The following is a 22,574-nucleotide window of genomic DNA, read 5'->3' as shown; positions in this document are numbered from 1 at the left end:
TGACCCCTCTGCACCCCTGCACCCACAACACGGGCAATCTCGCGAAAAGCGCAGAAAATCCCCCCGAGGCACAAAACCGGCGGAAATTCCAGATCGAATTGCCGCCGCGCATCGCCGATAATCCCGCCCACGACAGCGTTACTACCCCCCCAACCCAACCGCGGTATTACTTGATCGACACATGAATAACAGCATTTCCCGGCGCATCGCCGAAGAGCTCGCCGTGCGCGAGGCCCAGGTCGAGGCGGCCATCGGCCTGCTCGACGAAGGTTCCACCGTCCCCTTCATCGCCCGCTACCGCAAGGAAGTCACCGGCGCCCTGGACGACACCCAGCTGCGCCAGCTGGAGGAACGCCTGCACTACCTGCGCGAGATGGAGGAGCGGCGTACCAGCATCCTCGCCAGCATCGAGGAGCAGGGCAAGCTGACCCCCGAGCTGAAGACCGCCCTGCTCGCGGCGGACTCCAAGCAGCGCCTGGAAGACCTCTACCTGCCCTACAAGCAAAAGCGCCGCACAAAGGCGCAGATCGCCCGCGAGGCGGGGCTGGAGCCGCTGGCGCTGGGCCTGCTGCAGGACCCGACCCAGGACCCGGAAACCCTCGCCGGCCAGTTCCTCAACCCGGACGCGGGGATCGAGGACGCCAAGGCGGCGCTGGACGGCGCGCGGCAGATCCTCATGGAGAACTTCGCCGAGGATGCAGACCTGCTGGCCCGGCTGCGCAGCTTCCTCGCCGAGAACGCCCTGCTCGCCGCCCGCGTCACCGAGGGCATGGAGAACGACGGCGCCAAGTTCCGCGACTACTTCGAGCACACCGAGGCGCTGTCCGGCGTACCCTCGCACCGCGCCCTGGCCATGTTCCGCGGCCGCCGCGAAGGCGTGCTCAACCTGAGCCTGGTGATGCACGCCGAGGAGAGCCCCACCGAGACGCACCCCTGCGAGGCCATGGTCGCCCAGCACGTAGGCATCGAGGACTGCGGCCGCGCCGCGGACGGCTGGCTGCGCGACACGGTGCGCTGGACCTGGCGGGTCAAACTGCTCACCCACCTGCAGACCGACCTGCTCGGCACACTGCGGGAACAGGCGGAGGAAGAGGCGATTCGCGTGTTCGCCAGCAACCTCAAGGACCTGCTGCTGGCGGCGCCCGCCGGGCACAAGGCCACCATCGGCCTGGACCCGGGCCTGCGCACCGGGGTCAAGGTGGCGGTGATCGACGCCACCGGCAAGGTGCTGGACCACGGCGCGATCTTCCCCAACCCGCCGCAGAAGAAGGTGCAGGAAGCGGAAGCGGTACTGCTGAAGATGATCCGCGAACACGGCGTGGAGCTGATCGCCATCGGCAACGGCACCGCCAGCCGCGAGACCGACCGCTTCGTCGGCGACCTTCTCAAGGCGCATCCGGAGCTCAATTGCCGCAAGGTGATGGTCAACGAAGCCGGCGCCTCAGTGTACTCCGCCTCGGAATTCGCGGCGAAGGAATTCCCGGACCTCGACGTCACCATCCGCGGCGCGATCTCCATCGCCCGCCGCCTGCAGGACCCGCTGGCGGAACTGGTGAAGATCGAGCCCAAGTCCATCGGCGTCGGCCAGTACCAGCACGACGTCAGCCAGGTGCAGCTGGCGCGCCAACTCGACGCGGTGGTAGAGGACTGCGTGAACGCGGTGGGGGTAGACGTGAACACCGCCTCGGCGCCGCTGCTGGCGCGGGTGTCCGGCCTCAGCCAGAGCATCGCCGGCAATATCGTCGCCCTGCGCGATGAACAGGGCCGCTTCGCCGACCGCCAGGCCCTGCTCAAGGTCTCGCGCTTCGGCGACAAGACCTTCGAACAGGCCGCCGGCTTCCTGCGCATACAGGGCGGCGACAACCCGCTGGACGCCTCCTCGGTGCACCCGGAATCCTACGGCGTGGTGCAGAACATCGCCGCGCGCCAGGGCCGCGAGGTGAGCAGCCTGGTGGGCGACGGCAAGTTCCTGCGCGGCCTCGACCCGGCGGACTACACCTCGGAGAGTGTCGGCCTGCCGACGGTGAAGGACATCATCGCCGAACTGGAAAAACCCGGCCGCGACCCGCGCCCGGAATTCAAGATGGCCAGCTTCGCCGACGGCGTCGAGAAGATCTCCGACCTGCGCCCGGACATGGTGCTGGAGGGCACGGTGACCAACGTCACCAACTTCGGCGCCTTCGTCGATATCGGCGTACACCAGGACGGCCTGGTGCACATCTCGGCGCTGTCCGAGAAGTTCGTCAAGGACCCGCGCGAGGTGGTCAAGGCCGGCGACATCGTCAAGGTGAAGGTGATGGAAGTGGACGAGCCGCGCAAGCGCATCGGCCTGTCCATGCGTCTGTCCGACAGCGCCGGCGAGGAGGGCGCACAGCGCGGCTCCCGTCGCGGCGGCGAGCGCGGTGAGGGCGGCCGCCGCGACGGTGGTTCGCGCTCCGGCGGCAAGCCGCCGCGCCAGCCAAAGCGCCAGGACAGCAATCCGCCGGCCAACAACGCCTTCGCCGCGGCGTTTGCCAACGCACGCAAGGGGCGGTAAACCTCGCGGCGGGCCAGCCGCAAACGCCCGACGAGCACCGGCGCAGTATCGCTACTGCGCCGGCCGTACTCTACTGCGTGCGGGTCACGGTAAAGCGCGCGACCGGGTTGTCGAAGCGATGCATCTGCGTAAGCACCGAGGTCGGCAGGCCATCGTCCGAGGTCACTACACCGCTGTGCATGGTCACCTGGTCGGCGGCGTCATCGCGCGCGGCGTTGAAGCCCTCGCCGCCGTCGGCGGGTCCGGGAATGGTGCCGGCCGCTTCGCTGTCCGCTTCGGTCCCGGCGTCGTAGGCCACGGCATTCACCATCCAGGTATCGCCCACCTCCATCGCGGACACGTCCACGCCGTTCAGCGCGGTGAAAGCATCGTTGGTGTTGACCAGCATGCTCACCACACTGAGGTGCAGGTCGCTGACGTCGTCGCCATCGAGTTCGAGGACAAAGGTCTCCTCACCGCCCGGACCCAGGGGCGCTTCGCCACTGGCTTCCACGCGTCCCTCGACTTCCTCCAGAAGCTGGCTGTTATCGCCGCCCTCCGCCAGCAGCTCGAGACCGGCACTGGCCGGCGCGCCCACGGCGAAGGCGGCGAAGCTGTCATCGTGCAGCGCGAGCGCAATGGGTGACAGCGGCTGGCCGTTGGTGAGGTTGACCACGCCCACCTCGAAAATGGCGTTGACCACCGGTTCCGGCTCGGGGGGCGTGGTCTCGTCCGGCCTCGGGTTGGAGTTCGAGTTGTTATCGCTACAGCCGGCGGCGAGCGCAATCAGCGCGGGTATCAGCAATCGTTTCATCGGGCCGCCCTCAGTTTACGGTGACGACAACGCGCACGACGGGGTTCAGCCAGCGGTGCACCGTGGCGTCGATATCGCTCACGCCACCACTGGGGTCGGCGTCGCCGAGCACGCCGCGGTGGATATGCACGAAGCCCTCGGCATCCGCGGCGACACCGGTGCCGCCGGTACCGCTGGTCGCCATCACCGGCGGCGGCGCGGGGAAGCCCGGATCACCCGGGGCACCGCCGCCGAGGATTTCATCGTTGCCCTCGGTGCCCGCGTCGTAGGCGTTCACGCTGAACATGTAGCGCCCGGGTTCGCTGGGAATCTCGACACTGTTGAGCCCCATGAAACCATCGTTGCTGGGCAGGATCATCGCCACGATCGACAGCCGGGTGTTGTCCGGCGCGTCGTCGGTATTGAGGCTGGTGCTGGCGGCCTGCCCCGGCGCGAGCAACCCCCCTGCAGGGTCGGTCACCAGCGTTGCGTTGACGGCTTCGGCATCGGCCACCAGGCCGCTGATGTCGCCACCCTCGGCCATCGCCTGCAGGCTGGCACTGGCGGGTTCGCCGCTGGCAAAAAGGCTCACGTTGTCCGCGTGCGCCGCGACCAGGAACGGTGTGAAAAAACTGCCGTGGGTGAGGTTGGTGATTTCAATGTCGATGTCTGCAGCGCCCGCCGGCAGCGAGCACAGCGACAACAGGGAGAGTATGGATAGCGACTTTTTCATGACTTTGCATTCCTGGTGAGTGGAGATCGCCAGTGTGCGATTCACGCTCTATCGGAGTAATCACGAAACTGTCACAAATTCCTCATTTGTTTCTTGCGCGGGTGGGCGACACCGCTGTGCTTGCAGATGACGGGATGCTGGCCGGGTCGAGCACCAACAGCGCCGGGAGTCGCCTACTCCCAGCCCAGGTCACCGGCGGCAAGCTCCAGTGCAACGTCCCCAGCACCGCTGCTGCGCCCGCGCAACCAGGACGCGATGGCGGCGGGCATACCCGGGGTACTGGCCAGCAGCGGCAGTTCGGCGAACACGGTGTCGCCCAGTTCGTTGAGCCGCGCCAGCTGTCCGGGGCGACCCTGCAGTGAGAGAACCCGCAGGTGCGGCCACTCCACGGCCACGCCGTGGCGCTGTTGCCGGGCGATCTCCAGCGCCAGGGTCTCGGCCTCCTGCAGGAACTGCCGGCACAGGTCGCGGCGCCGGGCGAGGTCGCCGGCGGGGCCGAAGCGCAGGGCCAGACCGCGGTAAACACACAGCGAGTTGCCGGCGCTGAATTCCCAGCGCGGCTGGACACTGGCCGAAGCCAGCGGTATCGACTGCACCTGCGTCGCCAGCAACCGGTCGCAGATGCCGCCGGTACAGAAACGCGCCAGCACCGCCTGTTCATACATCGCCTGCTGTGGCGCGCGCGGGTGTGAAAGCATGACCGTGCGCTGCTCGACGCTGATCGCCGGTACTTCACGGGGATAACGGCGCAGGGTTACCGGCGAACCAGCTGCCGCGGCGTCCGCCAGTGCAATGAGCTCGGCGGCGTAGCGTTCCACGGCGGCAGACCACGCCTCCAGCCCCAGTCCGTTGTTTCCGGAGCGCACCTCACTGCGCGCCAGGTCGGCCTCGGCGAGGTAGACCTCGGCGAGCTCCAACAGCGCGGCATCCGCGAAGCGCGCCGCCAGCGCCGCGTCCTGTGCCGCGGCCACGGCGCCGACCGCGCGCTGGAAGCGGCTGCTGCCCTCATCCGCGCCTGCGGCGACCGCCGGGAACGGGGACAAGCACAACAACAGGACAAGCAGCGCAACGCGCGGAGAAATACGATGGACGATGGAACGGCGCATAGCGGCGCATTATAGAGATTCCGCCCGCCGTCAGTCTCGCGTGTGCAACGCGCTTCGCTGGCCACGGGTTGCCAGGCGAAGTTGCCGCCCCTGCGCCGGGCGCTGGCCACGACTTCCGCGCCGGCGCAACCACAACTTCCGCGCTGGCATGGCCACACCTTCCACGCCGGCCCGCCACACGCATGATCCTGGCCCGACCTCAAACCCGACACCGGCCTGGCCCCACTGCCTGTAGGGCCGGATACCACCGGCCGAGCCAATCTCCCTCGCAATACTTAAATGATAATCATTATTATTTATATTTAGCTTATTCTGTAATAGCATGCGGACTATAACCCTGCCGACAACAACCATGGAGATCCCAACGTGTTTTCGAGAAAACCCCTGGCTGCTTTGCTCTGCGGCGCGCTGTCCACCGCCGCCCAGGCCGATGCAGACCCCGAGCGTGTGGAGGAGGTGATAGTCACCGGCCAGCTCTCGCGCTATTCCGCACTGAAATCCAGCGTCCCGATCATGGAGACCGCGCGCTCGGTCTCCATCGAGAGCCAGCAACAGATTCTCGACAAGGGCGCGCTGGTCCTCGACGACACCTTCACCTACAGCGCCGGTGTTACCGGCGAGACCTACGGCTTCGCCACCCGCGGCGACTGGCTACGCGTGCGCGGGCTGAACGTGCCCCAGTACCAGGACAGCCTGCAATCCCTGTTCGGCAACTACAACAACACGCGGCCGGACATCTACACGCTGGAGCAGGTGGAAGTCCTCAAGGGTCCGGCCTCGGTGCTCTACGGCAAGGGCTCCCCCGGCGGTATCGTCAACGTGGTGAGCAAGCGGCCGCGGGCTGAGGCCGCCCATGAGATCGTCGCCGAGTACGGCAGCTTCGACCGCAAGCAGCTGGCCTTCGATTCCACCGGCGCCCTCGACGCCGACGGCCGCTGGCTGTACCGGCTGGTCGGTGTCTACCGGGACGCCGAGACCCAGGTGGACCACGTCGACGACAATTCCATCGTCATTGCCCCCTCGGTCACTTTCCGCCCCGGCGAGGACACCAATATCACACTGCTGCTCAACTACACCGAGATCGAGAGCGACACCGCCGCGCAGTTCCTGCCCCTCTACGGCACCCTGTACGAGGCCCCCAACGGCCGCCACATCGACAGCAGCACCTATACCGGCGAGCCCGGTTTCAACCGCTACGACGCGACCACCACCGCCGTCACCCTGCTGGCCGATCACCGCTTCAACGACACCTGGTCAGGTGAGCTGACCGCGCGCTACACCGACGCGCAGGCGGACTACCAGCAGGCCTGGAGCGCGTTCCTCGGTGGCGACCGCTACGTCTACAACCCGGACGGCAGCCTGTACGGGGACGGGACGGTACCGCGCACCTTCTACCGCAACGACGCCACCTCCGAACAGGCTGCAGTGGACGCCCGCCTGCGCGCGCAGTTCGCCACCGGCGCGCTGGAGCACGAGGTACTGATGGGCGCCCAGTACCAGGATGTCACCACCGGCAGCGATGCCTACTTCTATGGCTTCGCGCTGGGCTACAGCTTCGCCACCGGCGGCCCGGACGACTTCTTCGGCGACCAGTACTGGATCGATCTCTTCGACCCGGTGTACACCGGCGCGCCCACCGACTACATCAACGAGCGCGTCGTCGATCGCCCGGACACCGACAGCGTCGACTACGGCCTGTACCTCAACGACCAGGTCAGCATCGGCGACTGGCGCATCACCCTGGGCCTGCGCTACGACAAGACCGAGAGCGAGACCGCCGGCGCCAAACAGAAGGACGATGCCTTCAGCGGCGCCGCCGGCGTGCTCTACCAGTTTGACAACGGCCTCGCGCCCTACATCAGCTACGCCACCTCCTTCGAACCGGTGATCGGTGACAACGGCGACCCGGAAAACCCGCAGCCGCTGGACCCACAGGAGGGCGAGCAGGTCGAGGCCGGCATCAAGTACCAGCCCGACAGCTTCCCGCTGCTGGTGACGCTGGCCTGGTTCGATATCGAGCAGAGCAACCTTTCGGACCCCCTTTCTGCCCCCAACCTGGTGGAGCAGCAAAGCGGCAAGGCCAGCTTCGAGGGTGTGGAACTGGAGGCCCAGGCGCAGTTTGGCGATTTCAGCGTGGAACTGAATCTCAGCCACCTGGAGACCGAGACCGCCAACGGGTACCGCGTCGACAGCGTGCCTGAGGACCAGGCCTCCACCTGGATCGGCTATCGCCCGAGCGGCGCCCTGGCCGGGCTCAAGGCGGGTGTCGGGGTGCGCTACATGAGCGCGCGCTGGGGTGGCCTGGACACCATCAAGACGCCCTCGGTCACCCTCGGCGACCTGATGCTGGGCTACGAGATGGCGCACTGGGACTTCACCCTCAACGTGCGCAACCTCACCGACAAGGACTACTACGGTGCCTGCCTGGCCCGCGGCGACTGTTTCCCCGGCGACGCGCGGACCGTCGTCGGCCGGGTCGCCTACCGCTTCTGATCCATCGCCCTCAGGCCGGCTCGGGCGCCGCCTCCACGGCGGCGTCGCGGGCCGGCAGCGGCCGCAGCGCGCCCAGCGCAAAGGCCGCGGCACACAACACCAGGCCAACATTCACCCACAGGGCGGCGCCGCTGAACGCGACACCGCCGAACTTCAGCGCGTGGCCGGCGGCCAGCAACAGCATGGCGCCGGCACCGGCCCACAGCAGCGCGCGCCGCGCCCGGCGATCGTCATCCAGGTAACGGCTGAAACTGCAGCAGGCCACCAGGAACAGCCAGAATACTGGCGCCGCCGGGACCGCCAGCAGCACCAGGGCCACCGCGCTGGCGGCCAGCGCCAGCGGCGTGCCCCACACGAACCCCGTCCACAGGCTGTTCAGCGCATCGCGGGACTTGCGCCGGGCGAACCAGATGTTGATCCCGGTCACCGCCACCACGCTGAGGCCCAGTCCGAGCACCAGGTAGGCGAACTGGACCGGGCGCCCGCCGAAGTGGCCGAAGTGCAGCCGGTAGCTGGAGAACACCGCCTGCCTGCCCGCCTCGCCGTCACTGTAGCCTGCGCGGTCGATGAATCGGCCCGCGCTGTCGAAGCGGTAGACCTCTGAATAAATCAGCCGCTCCGGCATCTGCGCGCCGACCTCGATGAACTGCCGCGGAGTGCCGACCTCCTCCAGGGTGACGTAGATCGGGGTGACCTCCGGGGCCATCGCGCGCACCTGGTGCACCGCGCTGGCCACCGCCGCCGGTCCCTCCAGGCGCTGCTCGAGCTGCGGCTCCGGGCCGAACAGCTCGCCGACCACGCGGTCGGTATCGCCGTCGAAGTAGGCCTGGGCAATCACCAAGATGGCCAGCGAGGCGAGTCCGAAGTAGGCGCCGGTGACGGCGATCATCAGGTGGAAAGGCAGCCCCCAGACACTGATCCGGTTGTGGATATCCACCTGCTCCATGCGCTTCGAGCCGCGCAGGCGCAGGCTGAATGCGTCGCGGAACAGGCGCGGGTGGGCCAGCACACCGGAGACGATGAGCCCGCACAGGAGCGCGCCGAGCAGGCTCACCACAATCATGCCGAAGCTCTCGGGCAGGTGCAGGTAGAGGTGCAGGTGGAGCAGGAAGTGGGTCCACTCGTGGGCCACCGGCTCGCCCAGGCTGCCGTCGCCATTGACGAACCAGCCGCCGTTGTCCGTGGATACACTGGCGCGAGGCATGCCCGGCGACGGCAGGCCGATGAACACGTGTTCGGTTGCTTCGCTGTCACGGGCCAGGGCTTCGCTGTAGGCGCCCTCGAGCAGCGCCGGGTCGAAAACGGTGAATTCCGCCACCGCGGGCTGCTCCCAGCGTTCGAACTCGGGGTAGAACACGGCGAGGGTGCCGGACAGACACACCAGGTACATGGCCGCGCCAGCCAGCAGACCCAGCCAGGAATGGCTGGCCAGGGACTGCCTGACCAGCCCGGGAGAGAGACTGAATTTCACGGGAACCTCACAGGTAGAGCAGGCCCGCCGGCAGCGCGGCAAAGGCCAGGCAGGCGAGCGCGGGACGCGCCGGGCGCGGGTCGGCGCAGGCCCAGAAGGCGGCGAGGCCCCAGACCACCGGTGCCAGGAACACCGCCAGCGCCATCTCGTTGGTAGGATGCCAGGGCAGCAGGCGACACAGGTAGACACTGCCAATAATCGCCGCGGCACCGGCCAGCGGCACGCTCACCACAAACAGGAGCAGGTGCCGGCCCCAGGAGCGCGGAGTGATCTCAATGCGCCCCGTAGCGGCCTCCGCCAGGGCGCGGCGCCGACGCAGCTCGAGATTGAGCGCCACCAGCGCACCGCCGCACAGGCTGAGGCCGAGGAGTCCGGCGGCGAGGCCAATTTCCGCGCCCAGTCCCGCACACCACGCCCATAGCGACATGCCGATCACCAGCCAACTCGTGGTGACTAGCCAGGCGCCGGCAAAGCGCAATCGCCGCCAGGACCAATACAGCCCCGCAGTACCCACGGCCAGCAGGACCACGCCCGTCAGTAGATACATCGGCTTCCCCCTCGCTAGAAAAACGTCGCTGTCGTTGTCAGCGACGCCCCAGGGGATTGATGTTAGTGAGATGGATTCTCATTTGCAACAAACTTCGAGGCCAGCGGAGTGCGGCAATGACCGGGCCAACCCGTGCCCTCCCCCTCCAGGCTCGGCCCGCTGGCGCAGCGGTGCACCGTCCGCGGCGCCATCCTCCTGATCCAGCTGGTGGGCGAACTCGTGCAGCACCACGTTCTTGACTTGCTCTGCGTGCTCAGCGAGAGCAATCGAAGATGCTGCGAACGGCCTGCAGCAATTTTTTCCAGAATTTCGCTTCGGCGGCCATCAGTTTTGCGACCCAGGGCGGCATACCTTCCTGTTCGGCTTTCAACTTTATCGCTTCGCTCGCGTCCTCAGATCGACTGCAAAATGCCAGGCGCCAGATTTCGGTGGCGATGCGGATTTCAATAAGAACCAGGACCGCCAGCCCGAGGTAGCGCACCCAGGCAAGCTGATCAATCAGCAAATGGTGTGTATCTGGAACAATCTTCCCAGCCACCCAAAAACCAAGGCATGCGAAAGCGATTGTTCGTACCAGGGTTTGTTTACCCAACTTCCGATAGCAGAAAAAGTAGAGCAGCGGAATCAGCACGGCGAAATCAAAAATTACGCCAAACTCCTTGAGCTGGGGCGCCTGCCAGCCATCGATAACGATGGTGAAAGCGTTGATAGCAGCAACAGCGAACGCGGCGGGCCAGAACCAATGCCTTTTCATGCCTGTCACTGAAATTGAAGTTGTTCCAATCATGTCTCAGTCCTTCCGTATCAAAGTGGCGTCAGTCCAACGTATCCAGGTCCGCCACCGGCGGTCGCAGCGGCGGCGTGCGACAGGTGCCCGGCCAGCCGGTACCCTCCCCCTCCAGGCTCGGCCCCCTGGCATCGCAGCGCCAGTCCCGCGGGTCCACCCGGTAGTAGCCGTGCAATACCTCGAACAGTTTGGGGTAGGCGCTGGACATGGCCGCCGGGCGCTCGTAGAACAGCTCCGTGACGACGGCGAAAAATTCCGCCGGATCGCTGGCGCCGTAGGGGTCGATCAGGCTCTCCCGGCCGCGCGCCAGCTGTGCCTGCAGGCGATGGTACTCGTGGCCGAGCACCGCCGACCAGTCGCGGTAACCCTCGCGCGTGTAAAGCAGCGGCGCACCGTCCGCGGCGCCGTCCTCCTGGTCCAGCTGGTGGGCGAACTCGTGCAGCACCACGTTGCGACCGTCGGAGGCGTCGGCAAGGTCCTGCAGCACACTGTCCCAGGCCAGGACCACACGACCGTTCTCCCAGGACACGCCGAGCAGCGAACCGCGGCGATGCGAGACCACCCCCGCCTCGTCGTACTCCGGCTGCAGGGCGCGGAACTCGCCGGGAAACAGATAGACCCAGCGCAGGTCGCGGTAGCCGCGATGCGGCCGGTTGAGCAGCAGCAGGCAGGCCTGGGCGGCGACGATCACGCGCATGCGATCGCTGACCTCCAGGCCCTCGCAGCCGACGAACTGTTTTTCATGCAGGAACACCCGCACCAGGCGCTGCAACTCCTCGCGCAGCGCGGCGGGCAGGCGGGCGTACCAGGGCAGTTCCGCCAGGTGCGCCTGCCAGGCGGCGGGAAACGGCTGGCGCAGCATACGCCGGCGGCGCCAGCGCGGCCACCAGACGAATACGGCCGCGGCGCACAACAGGGCCAGCGCCGAGCCGGCGAGCCACTGGAAGATGGTCATGTGGAGAGAGTCATGTGAAGAGGGTCATGCAACGCTACCCGGGTTTGTCACAGCCGGCACTATAACAAGTCGCTGGCCGAACGCGCAGCAGTGACCAGTCTCAGCCGCAGTGCTCCAGACCGGGGATACCCTGGGCGAGGAAGTCAGCAAACTGCCCGGCGGGCACCGGCGGGCTGAAGTAGAAGCCCTGGATCTCGTGGCAGCCGAACTCGCGCAGCATGGCCAGCTGGCCGGCTTCCTCGACGCCCTCGGCGATGACCTTCAGGCCGAGGCTGCGCGAGAGCATGATGGTGGAGTTGACGATGGCCTGGTCGATCTCGTCCGAACACAGGCTGGTGATAAACGAGCGATCGATCTTCAGCTTGTCCACCGGCAGGGTTTTCATGTAGCTGAGGGAGGAATAGCCGGTGCCGTAGTCGTCGATGCTGATCGTCGTGCCCAGCTCGCGAATCGCATTGAGTACGCTGACGGTTTCCTCGATACGCGTGACCAGCACGCCCTCGGTGATCTCCAGTTCCAGGTCTGAGCCCTGCAGCTGGTAACGCCGCAGTTGCACCTCGAGCAACTGCAGCAGGTTGTCGCGCCGGATCTGGTTGGCGGACACGTTGATCGAGACCGGCACCACCGGCAGCGCGGTCCCGCGCCACTCGCAGATTTGCCGACAGACATCCTCGAGAATCCAGTCGCCGAGCTGGTTGACCAGGCCCAGGCTCTCCGCGGCGTCGATGAAATGCGCCGGCGAGAGCAGGCCGCGCTGCGGGTGATTCCAGCGGATCAGCGCTTCCGCGCCGACGATATCCAGGCTCCTGCTGTCGACCTTGGGCTGGTAGTAGACCTCGAACTGCCGCTGCGACAGCGCCGCCTTGAGCTCCACGGACAGGCGCATCAGCTCTTCCGAGCGGGCGTTGAGCTCCTCCGAGTAGAAGTGGAACTTGCCGCGGCCGGTGGCCTTGGCGTGGTACATGGCGAGGTCCGCGTTCTTCATCAGCTCCTCGGGGGTCTCGCCGTCGCGCGGGTACAGCGCGATACCGATACTGGCGCTGGAACGCCAGTCGTAACCCTTGATCGTCATCGGCTGGTCCGCGGCCTGCAGGATGCGGTTGGCCAGCGCAATCATCGCCGGCACGTCCGCCACCTCCTGGCCGCCGTCCACCGCCAGCACCACGAACTCGTCGCCGCCGAGCCGGGCGACCACGTCCTCCTCGCGCAGGCACTGGCTGAGTCGTTCGCCCATCTCGCGGATGCACTGGTCGCCGACATCGTGGCCCAGGGTATCGTTGACCAGCTTGAAGTTGTCCAGGTCGACGAACAGCAGGCCGAAGCTGCCGGCGTCGCGCCGCGCCTGGTTGATCTGCAGGCGCAACTGGTCGGTCAGCGACATGCGGTTGGGCAGGCCGGTAAGGCTGTCGTAGTGGGCCTGGCGATAGAGCCGCTCCTCCCACTCCGCGTTGGACAGGCCGACGGCTATGCGGTCCGCATAGCGGGCGGCCAGCTCGATTTCTTCAGGGTCGGCGCGGTGTTTGTTGGTGAAACCGATGACCGCAACCGCTACCAGCTCGCGCTCCAGGGTAATTGGCACCAGCAGCAGCGAGCGGCAGTTGTCGATATAAGGCACCAGCAGGAACAGGGGCAGCAGGTCCGCCGTGACATCCACCAGTCGCGGACCCAGCTCCATAAGTTGCTTGCGGTCCTCGTCCAGCAGTTCCACCTCGGCGGCCTGGAAGCCCTCGTCGCAGTTGTCGTCCAGCCAGAAGAGGCGCGCGGCGTGGCGGGCTTCGGGCATGAGCAGGGCGACGCTGTCGCCGGGTAGCACGTTGAGCGTCTTGCGCAGCACGATGCGCAGGATATCCTCCCGGTTGCAGCGGGCGAGGATCATCTGGTCGATCTCCGACATCGACTCCTGCGTGGCCAGCTGCTGTGAAACGCGGCCGGACATCTGGTTGAAGGCCTCGGCCAGTTCCTCGAATTCGTCGCCGCTGTGCACCTCCACGCGCTCGTCGTAGTCCTGCTGCGAGACACGGTCGATGCCTTCCATGATCGCCGACAGCGGCGCCATCTGCCGGCGGATGAGGCGGATGCTCAACAGGGACACCACCAGCAGCACCAGGCTGGCAAAGATGACAAAGCGACTGCGGAAGATCTGCGAGACCTGCAGCACTTCCGCGCTGCGCGTCACGATGCTGGCCTTCCAGTCCTGCGCCAGGAAGCGCTCGCGCAGGAACAGGCTGCGATAGGTCATGTAGTACAGGCCTTTGCCCGTATTCAGGCTGCGCCGGCCTTTGAACACGCTGGCGGAGGAGCCGAATTCCCGGCACAGGTTGTGGTCCGTGGCGTACAGGCGCGTGCCGGAGGGCAGGTACACGCAATAGTCGCGGGTGTAGTCGCGCGCCGTCGGGTCGCCGAGCATGAAGTGGCTGCCGATGCGCACCGCGGCAAAGGCGTGGTCCGCATGTGCCCCGGTGTCGCTGTGCAGCAAGTACACCGCGCTCTTGCCGCCGCCCAGGGCGCGCACCACCAGCAGGCTGCGTCCGCGCCCAAAGTGCTCGGCCTGTTCGGCATCGGCGGCGAAGGCACTGGCCGGCAACACGCCGAATACCAGGTCGCCGTCCGGCAGCGCGTCAAATTCTGCCCAACTGCGCGCGATCCCCGGCTCGTCGGTATCGAGATTGTGGTCGAACAAGATCAGCCGCTCCTCGGCCAGGCGCAGGCGGCCCACCAGCGTATCGCCGAAGGTGGTGACCTCGCGATCCAGTACGCTGTTGATCTGCTCCTGGGAAGTGCTGCTGACATAACTCAGCGCCACCAGCGACAGCAGGCACACGGGTACCAGGGCCAGCCAGGTGAAGATGGCGAACAGGCGGCGGGTTATCCGCTCCTGGGGAAATTTCAGCCGGGGAATAAACACGGGGCGCCCGCTCAGTAGTCCGCGGCGAGGCCGATGAAAGCACCGTTGTTGGCGCGCACGATATCATCGCGGCTGGGTTTGGCGGTGAGTGGACCGACAGACCGGCCATCCGGACCCATGCTGTAGAGGTCGTAGTCGCTGTTGATGGGCACCAGGTTCTTGTCCTTGCGCATCTTGCCGACGCCGCCCTTGCCCTTGCCCTTTCCGGGCGCTGGTGCATTAGCGATGTTGAGGTACTGGTAGGGGTTGCCCCAGGGGTCCAGTTTGGTGAAACCGACGTCGGCGAGGGAGGGGGGGTAGCGCTGGTAATCCTGGAAGTAGCTGAATATGGCCAGCTCAGCCATTTTCATGTCCGCGACGACGAGCTCCAGGCGCACGCGCTTCTGGTGCTCGGTGTAGGCGGACATGCCCATGGTCAGGACGATGGAGCCGATAGCAACCGCAATCAAAACCTCCAGCAGGGTGAAACCACCCTGCCGCAGGCCGGGACTGCTGGGTTGCATGCGCTGCGCTACACGATGGGTGGCAAACCCCATCATCCTGTGCCTCCTGTAGATCTGTCGTGAAGTCCCTCTCACCACCGTGACTCCAGCGCAGAATAAGGGTAGGCCCCGTGCAAATACAGCGCCGCGCCGCAGGTTTGGGGGGCGTGTCACAAAAACGGGAAATCGGCGCTTTGACAGGGAGTTACACCCTAAAGTCGGGTGCCTGATCGCCGCCGGGGCGGGCCTGCGGCGGAGGCGGCCCGCCGCAGGTGCGCGAACGGGTCTAGGGGGTGTCCAACGCCTCCAGGGCGCGCAGGCGGGCGGCCTCGAACTCGTCACCGGGGGTCCAGGTCGGTAGCGTGTCGGCGTTGGCCAGCGCCAGTGTGGTCCAGTAGCCGAGCAGGGCATCATCCAGCATGCCGTCCAGGTTCCAGCTCTCCTTGTATTCGTCGCTGGGCTGGTGGTAGCTGTGGTCGGTGTAGTGGTCCTTCTGCTCGCGGCCCCAGCCGGCGGGGCGGTCGACGAAATCCGTACCGGTGTCCAGGTACATGGCGGGCACGCCGATCTTGGCCAGGCTGAACTGGTCCGAGCGGTAGTAGTAGCCGCGGTCCGGGAACTGGTCGGGCTTCACCACCCGGCCCTGCTCGCCGGCGATCAGGGTCGCGATCTGGTCGATGGATGACTTGCCCAGGCCGATGTAGGTCACGTCGTGGGTATCGCCCCAGATATTGCCGCCGTCGTAGTTGACGTTGGCGGCGATACGCCCCGGCGCGAAGGTGGGGTGCTCGGCGTACCACTTCGAGCCCAGCAGGCCCTGTTCCTCGGCGGCGACGAAGGCGACCAGCAGCGAGCGCCGCGGCGCCTCGGGCAACGCCTTGATCGCCCGGGCGATGGCCAGCACCTGGGCCATGCCGGCGCCGTTGTCCATGGCGCCGTTGTAGATGGTGTCGCCGCTCGCGTCGGGGGTGCCGATACCCAGGTGGTCGTGGTGCGCGGTGAGCAGGACCACCTCGTCCTTGAGCACCGGGTCGCTGCCCGGGATCAGGCCGAGCACGTTGGCCGTCTCCACGCGCTCGACCTCCACGCTCATCGCCAGCGAGGTGTGCACCCCCAGCGGCACCGGCCGGAAGTCGCGTTCGCGGGCGCTGGCACGCAGCTTGTCCAGGTCGAAGCCGCCCAGGGCGACCAGTTCGCGGGCGGCGTCCTCGCTCACCCAGGCCTTGACCTGGCTGCGCGGCTCGTCGCCGGCGGGCAGTTCGTACTGCACGCCGGTCCACGAGGTCTGCACCACCTGGAAGGGGTAGCCGGCGGAGGGCGAGGTGTGGATGATAATCGCCCCCGCGGCGCCCTGCTGCGCGGCGCTCAGGTACTTGTAGTCCCAGCGGCCGTACCACAGGCGGGTGTCGCCGGCGAACAGCGCCGGGTCCCAGTCCGGATCGTTGTTCATCATCACCAGCACCTTGCCGGTGAGGTCCACGCCCTTGTAGTCGTCCCAGTCGTATTCCGGCGCCTGGATGCCGTAGCCGACGAACACCAGCTCCGCATTGACCAGGCGCGCCTTCGACTGCTGCACGCCGCTAAAGACGATGAACTGGTCCCACTGCTTGAGGACCAGGGCGTGATCGCGCTTCTGGAAGGTCCAGCTGGGTGGCTGCTGCGCCTCGACGCCCACCAGGTCAAAAGGCTGTTCCCACTGCCCGCCGGCGGCGCCCGGCTGCAGGCCGAGGGCCTGCATCTGCTGCACCAGGTAGGCGCGGGCTTTCGCGTCACCGCGGCTGCCGGGGCCGCGACCCTCGTAGGCGTCGCTGGAGATTTCGCGGATGAAGTCGCGCATGTACTTGTCGGTGATCTGCTGCGCGGCCTCGTGCGCCGGCGCGGTGGCCGGCTGCGCAGCGAAGGTCGATGCGCTGCAGCACATGAAGGCTGCGGCGAGTAGGCGTCGAAGGGCTGGCATGGAAGGCCTCCTGCAAAAAAAGCGGCGGTTGCGGCGCGGCTGCGCGCAATGACAGGGAAGGCTATTACCTTCCCGGGAGGATTGCCAGTGCGGGCCGGCTCAGGCCGGCGCGAGGAAGCGGGCGAAGGGGCCGGTGAGCTCGTAGGTCACGCCCAGGCCCTTGTCGCCACCGCGCAGGGCGGCCGCACGCTGGGAGCTGAAGTACAGGCGGTGGCCATCCGGGCTGAAGGCCGGGCCGGTGATCTCCGAGCCGTCCTGGCCGACCACCTGCAGCAGCGGCGCCATGTGGCCCCAGCGGTCGATGACCACGATCTGCATGTCGCCGCCATCCTCGGCCACCAGGATATCGCCGCCGGAGGACAGGGTGAGGTTGTCCACGCCGGTGAGCATGGGGTCGGCTGCGGTCGCGGCGTCGTAGATGACCTCGAGGTGGTTGAGGTTGGTGTCCAGCCGCCACACCCGGTTATCGCCCTTGGTGGTGAAATGGACCTGTCCGTCGCTGTACCAGATACCCTCGCCGCCGCGAAATGCGGTGCTCTCGGGCAGTTGCTGCCGGGTCGGGGTGTCGCGCAGGCCCGGGTTGGCGTCGGGCAGGTCCAGCCAGCGCACGTAGCCCTGTGCATCCACCGCGGCCACCTGCAGCCGGCCGGCGGACAGGTTGAGCCGGCCAAGCTCGTCGGTGCCGTCCGGCACATAGCGGTAGAGCCGGCCATCGCCCTCGTCCTCGGTGAGATACAGGTGGCCGAACAGGGTGTCGACGGCGACCGCCTCGTGCTTGAAGTAACCCAGGGCCGGGCGCTCCTGCGCCGGCTCGATGCCGTGCGGGTCGCACTCGAACACCCGGCCGAAGTCGATCTCCTCGCAGGACAGCCAGGTGTTCCAGGGGGTCGGCCCGCCGGCGCAGTTGCCATTGGTGCCGCCGAGAATGCGATAGGCGTCGACCACCGCACCGCTGGCATCGAAGCGCAGCGCGGAAGTCCCGGCGCCGAGGAAACTCGCGGTTTCGCTGTTGGAAACATAGATCCAGCCGCCGTCGTCGCAGGCGAAGGTGGCGCCGCCATCGGGAAAACTGTGCCAGCGGTAGTCGAGCCGCCCGGGCACGTCGCCGCTGGCCACGTACAGGCCGGATTCGGCCACTACGCGCACGTTGAAGCCCTGCGGCAGGCGAAAACCCAGCTCGTTGGGCGCCTGCAGCGGCCCCAGTCGCGCCAGGGACCACGGGCGCAGGGGGCCGGCCATGGCCGGCAGGCCCGCCGTCCCCAGGGCCAGCGCGGCGAGGCCGCCACCACCGCTGCGCAGCACTTGCCTGCGCGTCATTCCCGCAGAGTTGCCGCTACCGTTGTCACCCGTTTTGTCGTTGCCCATAGCACTGTCCCCCATACCGCTGCTTTCCCGGGCGCTTGCCGCCCGGTTCGAATCAGGCCACGCTAGCGGGCTGGCGTGACCATTTGATGAATCGCCGGCGGCGGAACCGGTTGAAGGACCGCGCCCTTCGTTCGTCTTATAGGCAGGTCATTGCATCCGGCACTGGCGCGACGAGTCCGCGGCGGCGGTGGCGAAACCCGACCGATCCTCAAAAAATCAGACCGGCAATGGAGAACCCCATGGCACCAAGGCGTTTACTTTCACGCTGTATCCTCGCACTCGCACTGGGCGGCACCGCCCTTTCCGCTTACCCCCAGGCCAAAGAGCGCTCGGAGATTCCCGACCAGTACAAATGGGACCTGTCCTCCATGTACGCCTCGGCCGCCGCCTGGGAGGCGGACGTCGAGCAATTCCAGAAAGACATGCAGGGCATCAAGCGCTTCTCCGGCCACCTCGCCGACAGCGGTGAGACCCTGCTCGAGGCGATCCAGGCCTACGAGGGCCTGAGCCGCCGGCTGGAGAAAATCTTCGTCTATTCCGGACTCAAGTCCTTCGAGGACATGCGCGTGAGCGACAACAGCGCGCGCTACTCGCGCTCGCAATCTCTGGCCGCGGAGCTGTCCACGCTCACTTCCTTCATGACCCCCGAGCTGGTGGCGATCCCCGAGGAAAAACTGGAGTCGATGATCGCCAGCACCCCGGGCCTGGAACCCTACCGCCACTTCCTCGATGAACAGTCGCGCATGCGTCCCTACACGTTGTCCGAGAAGGAGGAGTCGCTGCTGGCCATGGCCTCGGACCCGCTGGGCAAGTTCTCCAGCGTGTTCGGCGCCCTGGACAACGCCGACCTCAGCTTCGGCGAGGTGGTCAACGACAAGGGCGAGACCGTGGAGCTGACCAAGGGCCTGTACGGCGCCGCGCTGGCCAGTTCCGACCGCGCCTACCGCGAGGCGGCCTGGAAGGGCCTGTTCACCCCCTACGAGCAACACGGCGACACCCTGGCCGCCAACTACGAAGGCCACGTGAAAAGCCGCATCTTCTTCGCCCGCGCCCGCGGCTTCGACTCCGCGCTGCAGGCCGCCACCTACCGCAACGCGATTCCCGAAGAGGTCTACTACAACGTTGTGCGCGTGGCCAAGGAGGGCGCACCGCAGCTGCAGCGCTACCTCGAGGTGCGGCGCAAGGCGCTGGGCCTGGACCAACTGCAGGTGTGGGACATGTACGCGCCGATGGTCGAGAGCCCGTTCGAGGACATCGACTTCGAGGAGGCCAAGAAAATTGTCGCACGCGGCCTGGCCCCGCTCGGCGAGGACTACATCGCCCTGTACTGGAAGGGCTTTGACGAGGGCTGGGTGGACGCTTTCGAAAGCAAGGGCAAGCGCGGCGGCGCCTACTCCTGGGGCATGTACGACTCCAAGCCCTTCCTGTCCATGAACTACTCCGGCACCCTCAACGACGTGTCCACGCTGGCCCACGAGTACGGCCACTCGCTGCACTCGTACATGTCGCGCGGCACCCAGCCCTACACCTACGGCGACTACCGCATCTTCATCGCCGAGATTGCCTCCATGACCAACGAGGCAATCCTGTTCCAGAGCATGCTCAAGGATGCGAAAACAGCGAAGGAGAAAGCCTACCTGCTGCAGCACTATCTCGACGAGTTCCGCGGCGGCTTCTTCCGCCAGGCGTCCTTCGCCGACTACGAGATGCGCGCCCATGCCAAGGTCGAGGGCGGCGAGGCCCTGACCCAGGACGTACTCAACGGCATCTATGCCGACGTGTTCGAGGACTTCTACGGCGACGCGGTGGTCGCGGACCCGCTCAACGCCAGCGAGTGGAGCCGTATCCCGCACTTCCTGCGCACGGACAACTTCTACGTGTACCAGTACTCGACGTCCTTCGTCGCCGCCAACGCACTGGCAGTGAAGATTCTCGAGGAGGGTGAACCGGCTCGCGACCGCTTCCTGGAAATGCTGCGCTCGGGCAGCAACGACTACCCGATCGAACTGCTGAAGAAAGCGGGAGTGGACATGACCTCGCCGGAGCCGATCTACGCGGCGCTGGCGGTGTTCGAGTCCATGGTCGACGAGTTGGACGCCACGCTCGACCAGCTCTGAGTGATCGACCAACTCTGACGGATCGATCGTCTCCGGGTGATCAACCAACCCTGAAAGAATGCTGCCCCGGGCCGGCCACCACAGCCGGCCCGGGACAGCGCATCAGACCTGTTTTTCCGGCATCCGCACCACCAGGCCATCGAGCGCATCGCTGACGGTGATCTGGCAGGACAGGCGGCTGGTCGGCTGCGGGTCGCAGACCTCCTCGAGCAGGATGGCCTCCATCTCGGACGGCTCGGCCAGTTTGTCGAACCAGGCCGGGTCCACGTACACGTGGCAGGTGGCGCAGGAGCAGGAGCCCGCGCAGTCGCCGATGATACCGCGCAGGCCCTCGCTCACCGCACCCTGCATCACCGAACGCCCGTTCTCCACGTCCAGCACGTTTTCCTCGCCATCGAAGCCGATGTAGGTGATCTTCGCCATGCGCGGACCCTAGCCGATGAAGCTGGGCAGCGTATCCCAGCCGCGCGTGGTGGAGGACGAGGACAATTTGGCGTTCGCCGTGTCTACGGTCCAGTCAGGGAAGCGCTTGAGCACTTCGTCCAGCGCCACCCGGCCCTCGACCCGCGCCAGCGCAGCACCCAGGCAGGAGTGGATGCCGCGGCCGAAGGTGATATGCGGCGGACCCTCGCGGTGGATGTTGAAAGTATCACCATCCGGGAAGCGCGCGGAATCGCGGTTGGCCGAGGCGAGCAGGAACAGCATCACGCTGCCCGCGGGCACGACCTGGCCGTGCACTTCCACGTCCTTCATCACGTAGCGCGCCACGGAAGGTCCCGGCGGCTCGAAGCGCAGGATCTCCTCGATGGCGGGGTTGACCAGCGCCGGGTTGGCGGCGATGGCGCGGCGCTGGTCCGGGTGGTCGCCCAGCACCTTGCCGAACCAGCCGATCAGGCGCGAGGTGGTCTCGTTGCCGGCGCCGGCGAGCACGTTGACGAAAATCAGGATCTCGTCGCGGGTCAGTTTGCGCAGGGTGCCGGTGTCGTCCTTGAACTCGACGTTGAGCAACTCGGTCATCAGGTCGTCCGAGGGGTTGTTCACCCGCCAGTCGATGTAGTCCTCGAAGCCCTCGCCGACATAGGCCGCCTGGTCCAGTTCCATCGGCTTGCCTTCCTCGGTGCGCAGGGCGCCCTCGACGCGCTCGCGCACGGCGTCGCGGTCCTCGTCGGGAATACCCAGCAGCATGCCGATCACGCCGCCGGGCAACTGGGCGCCGAGGTCGCTGATGAAATCGAAGCGGTCGGTGCCCACCAGCGGGTCGAGGCAGCGCGCGCAGTAGGCGCGAATCTGCGCCTCCAGGGCGTTCATGCGCTTGGGCGTGAACACGCGCGCCACTACCGCGCGGTAGGCGGTGTGCTGGGGCGGGTCCTGCCAGATGAACATGCCCGGGGGCACTTCGAGTTCCTCGGCCTGGATGAACTCGAGGATATCGCTGCGCGAGGAGCTGAAGATCTCCCAGTTGGCGAAGTGCTCCTCGATGTCGGCGAAGCGGCTGAGGGCGTAAAAGCCGTATTCGGGGTTGTGGTACAGCGGCGCTTCCTCGCGCAGGCGGCGGAAGGTCGGGTAGGGGTCGTTGCCGAGGTCCGGACGGTAAGGGTCCCAGTAGACCGGGGCGTCCGCGCTGGTTTCGGTTTGTGCAGTCATGGCTGTGACTCTCGCTGGATTATTTTGGTGGCATGATACTGTCACCAATATAAACGGTAGTCAACAGCGTTGTCCCGAACCCGGTGGTTTCACACCTCGCGACCGGGAATATCGTCCGCCTCCGCCGCGGCGAAGGCGCCGGCAAAGCGCGCGATCCACTCGCGCGCGGCCTGCTCGCCGTCGAGGACGCGCCCCTCTTCCTCGAAGACACGGCGACGGTAGCGTTCGATGCGGCACACCTGCTCGACCATGCGCCCCTTGAACGCCTCGCGCTCCTCGACAAACTGGATACCGACCTCGTAGCGCGCCCCCAGAGCCCGGCACCAGACCACGACACCGTGGCCTTCGTAGTCGGTATCGATAAGCGGAATGCGGATGCTGATCGGGGTGCCGGTGTCCAGCGCCTGGCCGGTCTCGCAGCACAGGCCGCCGAGGCTCATGTTGTGCAGACTCACCGGTGCGGCGGCCAGGCCCTCGGCGCGGACCTGGATGGGAATATCTGAGGGGTGGCGCATGAAGCGGCGCTTGGGTTCCCCGGCGGGCGGGACCTGGGCAAAGCTGCTGGGCAGTTCGTGCATGCGTCCGACGCTCCCCTGGTTGTCTGGCGCTTACCGAAATTTCTGGGTACCGCAGCGCCGGCACCGCATCGGGTGCCGGCCCTACAGATACTAGACGTATTTCGGCGCGCTGGCCCGCACGCTTGA

18 protein-coding genes are annotated in these 22,574 nt (G+C 66.6%); 3 read left to right on the top strand and 15 right to left on the bottom strand.

Annotation, left to right across the window (positions count from 1 at the left end; genetic code table 11):
- The first annotated feature begins 181 nt into the window (after positions 1 to 181).
- Positions 182 to 2,536 carry a Tex family protein gene (locus tag E4634_RS02225; RefSeq protein ID WP_135440969.1) on the top strand — a complete coding sequence of 785 codons (2,355 nt, stop codon included), beginning with the start codon at positions 182 to 184 and terminating at the stop codon, positions 2,534 to 2,536.
- A 70-nt stretch (positions 2,537 to 2,606) separates the two neighbouring features.
- Here the strand turns inward: E4634_RS02225 and E4634_RS02220 are convergent, their stop codons facing one another.
- The 3 genes from E4634_RS02220 to E4634_RS21415 form a co-directional block, all read right to left on the bottom strand.
- Entirely contained in the window at positions 2,607 to 3,329 is a 723-nt protein-coding gene (locus E4634_RS02220; RefSeq protein ID WP_135440968.1) for a spondin domain-containing protein, read from the bottom strand.
- Between the two features lie 10 nt (positions 3,330 to 3,339).
- On the bottom strand, positions 3,340 to 4,041 hold the full coding sequence (locus E4634_RS02215) for a spondin domain-containing protein (RefSeq protein WP_135440967.1): 702 nt from the start codon (positions 4,039 to 4,041) through the stop codon (positions 3,340 to 3,342).
- Positions 4,042 to 4,214: 173 nt separating this feature from the next.
- The gene (locus tag E4634_RS21415; protein ID WP_167854730.1) at positions 4,215 to 5,084 is read right to left on the bottom strand and encodes a hypothetical protein; all 870 of its coding nucleotides are present in this window, start codon (positions 5,082 to 5,084) and stop codon (positions 4,215 to 4,217) included.
- Between the two features lie 429 nt (positions 5,085 to 5,513).
- Between E4634_RS21415 and E4634_RS02205 the strand changes: the two genes are divergently transcribed.
- A complete protein-coding gene (locus E4634_RS02205; protein WP_135440966.1) occupies positions 5,514 to 7,640 on the top strand; it encodes a TonB-dependent siderophore receptor in 2,127 nt (708 codons plus the stop codon).
- Between the two features lie 10 nt (positions 7,641 to 7,650).
- On the opposite strand, the gene E4634_RS02200 is transcribed toward E4634_RS02205, so the two are convergent.
- From E4634_RS02200 to E4634_RS02160, 9 genes are all read right to left on the bottom strand, one after another.
- Positions 7,651 to 9,111 carry a PepSY-associated TM helix domain-containing protein gene (locus E4634_RS02200; protein ID WP_135440965.1) on the bottom strand — a complete coding sequence of 487 codons (1,461 nt, stop codon included), beginning with the start codon at positions 9,109 to 9,111 and terminating at the stop codon, positions 7,651 to 7,653.
- Between the two features lie 7 nt (positions 9,112 to 9,118).
- Entirely contained in the window at positions 9,119 to 9,658 is a 540-nt protein-coding gene (locus tag E4634_RS02195) for a hypothetical protein (protein ID WP_135440964.1), read from the bottom strand.
- Positions 9,659 to 9,736: 78 nt separating this feature from the next.
- Positions 9,737 to 9,886: a zinc-dependent peptidase gene (locus E4634_RS22070; protein ID WP_353511669.1), complete on the bottom strand. Its 150-nt coding sequence runs from the start codon at positions 9,884 to 9,886 to the stop codon at positions 9,737 to 9,739.
- Positions 9,887 to 9,911: 25 nt separating this feature from the next.
- Complete coding sequence (locus E4634_RS02185) at positions 9,912 to 10,445, bottom strand: hypothetical protein (RefSeq protein WP_135440963.1); 534 nt, start codon at positions 10,443 to 10,445, stop codon at positions 9,912 to 9,914.
- 28 nt (positions 10,446 to 10,473) lie between these two features.
- On the bottom strand, positions 10,474 to 11,400 hold the full coding sequence (locus E4634_RS02180; RefSeq protein ID WP_135440962.1) for a M90 family metallopeptidase: 927 nt from the start codon (positions 11,398 to 11,400) through the stop codon (positions 10,474 to 10,476).
- Positions 11,401 to 11,500: 100 nt separating this feature from the next.
- On the bottom strand, positions 11,501 to 14,305 hold the full coding sequence (locus E4634_RS02175) for a putative bifunctional diguanylate cyclase/phosphodiesterase (protein ID WP_135440961.1): 2,805 nt from the start codon (positions 14,303 to 14,305) through the stop codon (positions 11,501 to 11,503).
- Positions 14,306 to 14,316: 11 nt separating this feature from the next.
- Complete coding sequence (locus E4634_RS02170) at positions 14,317 to 14,808, bottom strand: type II secretion system protein (RefSeq protein ID WP_135440960.1); 492 nt, start codon at positions 14,806 to 14,808, stop codon at positions 14,317 to 14,319.
- Positions 14,809 to 15,073: 265 nt separating this feature from the next.
- Positions 15,074 to 16,744, bottom strand: coding sequence for a M28 family peptidase (locus tag E4634_RS02165; RefSeq protein ID WP_135440959.1), 1,671 nt, complete (start codon positions 16,742 to 16,744; stop codon positions 15,074 to 15,076).
- A gap of 99 nt (positions 16,745 to 16,843) precedes the next feature.
- Positions 16,844 to 18,061: an alkaline phosphatase PhoX gene (locus E4634_RS02160; protein WP_135440958.1), complete on the bottom strand. Its 1,218-nt coding sequence runs from the start codon at positions 18,059 to 18,061 to the stop codon at positions 16,844 to 16,846.
- 287 nt (positions 18,062 to 18,348) lie between these two features.
- Here E4634_RS02160 and pepF point away from each other — a divergent pair, with 287 nt between their 5' ends.
- Entirely contained in the window at positions 18,349 to 20,226 is a 1,878-nt protein-coding gene (pepF, locus tag E4634_RS02155; RefSeq protein WP_167854729.1) for an oligoendopeptidase F, read from the top strand.
- Between the two features lie 102 nt (positions 20,227 to 20,328).
- On the opposite strand, the gene E4634_RS02150 is transcribed toward pepF, so the two are convergent.
- The 3 genes from E4634_RS02150 to E4634_RS02140 form a co-directional block, all read right to left on the bottom strand.
- Positions 20,329 to 20,649 (bottom strand): 2Fe-2S iron-sulfur cluster-binding protein, encoded by a 321-nt coding sequence (locus E4634_RS02150; RefSeq protein ID WP_135440956.1) that lies wholly within the window; start codon positions 20,647 to 20,649, stop codon positions 20,329 to 20,331.
- Positions 20,650 to 20,658: 9 nt separating this feature from the next.
- The gene (locus E4634_RS02145; RefSeq protein WP_135440955.1) at positions 20,659 to 21,870 is read right to left on the bottom strand and encodes a cytochrome P450; all 1,212 of its coding nucleotides are present in this window, start codon (positions 21,868 to 21,870) and stop codon (positions 20,659 to 20,661) included.
- An 89-nt stretch (positions 21,871 to 21,959) separates the two neighbouring features.
- Positions 21,960 to 22,448, bottom strand: a complete 489-nt coding sequence (locus E4634_RS02140) for a PilZ domain-containing protein (protein WP_135440954.1) — start codon at positions 22,446 to 22,448, stop codon at positions 21,960 to 21,962.
- Between the last annotated feature and the right edge of the window lie 126 nt (positions 22,449 to 22,574).

Source organism: Mangrovimicrobium sediminis, from assembly GCF_004745945.1.
Taxonomy (GTDB): domain Bacteria; phylum Pseudomonadota; class Gammaproteobacteria; order Pseudomonadales; family Halieaceae; genus Mangrovimicrobium; species Mangrovimicrobium sediminis.
The sequence above is the reverse complement of the archived record's forward strand: the minus strand, read 5'-3'. Positions and strand labels throughout refer to the sequence as shown.